Below are 2,135 nucleotides of genomic sequence, written 5' to 3' on the forward strand. Positions count from 1 at the left end.
CGGCACCCGGCACCCGGCACCCGGCACCCGGCACCCGGCACCCAGCACCCAGCCTCCGGTGCCGCGCCACCGGACGCAGCCCTTCAAGCGCGATGGCGGACCGCCCGATCGCCGAGCGTCGTCCGCACCCCCAAAGCAAAACGCCACGGCATGCCGTGGCGTTTTTCGTTACCGCTTCGCGCCGTCGTCCGGCGCGTGGCGATCAGTGATGCACGTCGGCCGGGCGGCCGTCGAAGTCGTGTCCGGTGCGGCGGATGTCGCAGCGCGCGTCCTTTTCGCCTTTCACGCCGTTGAACACGATGTTCAGGATCACGGCCGTCGCCGATGCCAGCAGGATGCCGCTGTGCAGGATCGGGGCGAGTGCGGGCGGCAGCTTCGAGAAGAAGTGCGGCGACACGACCGGCACGAGACCCATGCCGACGCTCACGGCGACGATGAACAGGTTGTGCGTGTTGTTCACGAAGTCGACCTTCGACAGCACCTTGATGCCGTTCGCAGCCACCATCCCGAACATCACGATGCCCGCGCCGCCGAGCACGAACGGCGGCACCGACGCGACGACCTGCGCCATCTTCGGGAACAGGCCGAGCAGCACGAGGATCACGCCGCCGGTGGCGCACACGAAGCGGCTCTTCACGCCCGTCACGCCGATCAGGCCGACGTTCTGCGAGAACGACGTATGCGGGAACGAGTTGAAGATGCCGCCGATCAGCGTGCCGAGGCCGTCGACGCGCAGGCCGCGCACAAGGCGCTCCTGGTTGACCGGACGATCGACCATGTCGCCGACCGCGAGGAACATGCCGGTCGATTCGATGAACGTGACGAACATCACCGTGACCATCGTCGCGATCGACAGCGGGTCGAAGTGCGGCAGGCCGAAGTGGAACGGCATCACGAAGCCGACCCACGGTGCGTGCGCCACGCCGTCGGTGTTCACGCGGCCGATTGCGAACGCGATCACGAAGCCGGCGACGATGCCGAGCAGCACCGAGATGTTCGCGAGGAAGCCACGGCCGAACTTGTTGATCAGCAGGATCAGCGTGAGCACGAGCAGCGACAGGCCGAGATAGATGGGGCTGCCGTATTCGGGGTTGCCGACGCCGCCGGCCGCCCAGTTGATGCCCACCTCCATCAGCGACAGCCCGATCACGGCGATCACGGTGCCGACGACGACGGGCGGGAAGAACCGCAACAGCTTGCCGATCATCGGCGCGAGCACGATGCCGATGATGCCGGCCGCGATGGTCGAGCCGAAGATGTCGAGGATGCCGAGGCCGGGGTTGGTGCCGATCGCGATCATCGGGCCGACGGCCGCGAACGTGCAGCCCATGATGACGGGCAGGCGGATCCCGAAGATCCACAGGCCGAGCGTCTGGATCAGCGTGGCGATGCCGCACGAAAACAGATCGGCGCTGATCAGGAACGCGATCTGGTCTTTCGGCAGCTTGAGCGCGCCGCCGACGATAAGCGGCACGGCGACAGCGCCGGCGTACATGACGAGGACGTGTTGCAGGCCAAGCGTTACCAGCTTGCCGGTCGGCAGCACCTCATCGCACGGATGGACCGTGTTCGATTGCATCTGTCTCACTCCATGATCTTGTTTTCGGGGTGATACGAAATTATTCGGAATGAATCCACGCAACAAGAGTGCTGGGTTCTATTCCGTTCTTTGCTGGTTCGATATGCCATTTCGGCATGGAACAGGGTGTCGATCATCGGGAAACGGCCGCAGGAGTGAGGTTTCCCGGATTTATAGCGCTTCAAAATAGCGCGGGCCCCCGTGTCAAATATAGGTCGCCTTATGGTGTGTATCGGGCGGGCGGCATAGTGGCAAAAAGTGCATGGTAAAAATCGTGCCGGGTTAACCCGCGAACGGCTGCTTTTGCCCGCAAGGTGCAGCCGGGTGGAACCCGGCCGGCGATCGCGCTTTCGACCTGCCGCGATGGCGGCAAAAAACGGGGCGCGCATCACGATCCCGTTATCATCGACATCCGTTCATTCGAATTCGCCCTCACGTCATGCGCCTGCTCGGAATCGACCTCGGCACCGGCTCCGTCAAACTCGTCACGCTCGATGCCGACGGTGTCGAGCGCGCGGTTGCGAGCGAACCTTATGCGCTGTCGTCGCTGCAGCCG

General features: G+C 64.4%; 1 protein-coding gene. It reads right to left on the reverse strand.

What is annotated here, in order from left to right; genetic code table 11:
* Positions 1-202: 202 nt before the first annotated feature.
* Positions 203-1,579 carry a nucleobase:cation symporter-2 family protein gene (locus tag JYJ84_RS34940; protein ID WP_175223405.1) on the reverse strand — a complete coding sequence of 459 codons (1,377 nt, stop codon included), beginning with the start codon at positions 1,577-1,579 and terminating at the stop codon, positions 203-205.
* Between the last annotated feature and the right edge of the window lie 556 nt (positions 1,580-2,135).

The sequence above is a fragment of the Burkholderia sp. LMG 13014 genome, assembly GCF_905232215.1.
Classification (GTDB): domain Bacteria; phylum Pseudomonadota; class Gammaproteobacteria; order Burkholderiales; family Burkholderiaceae; genus Burkholderia.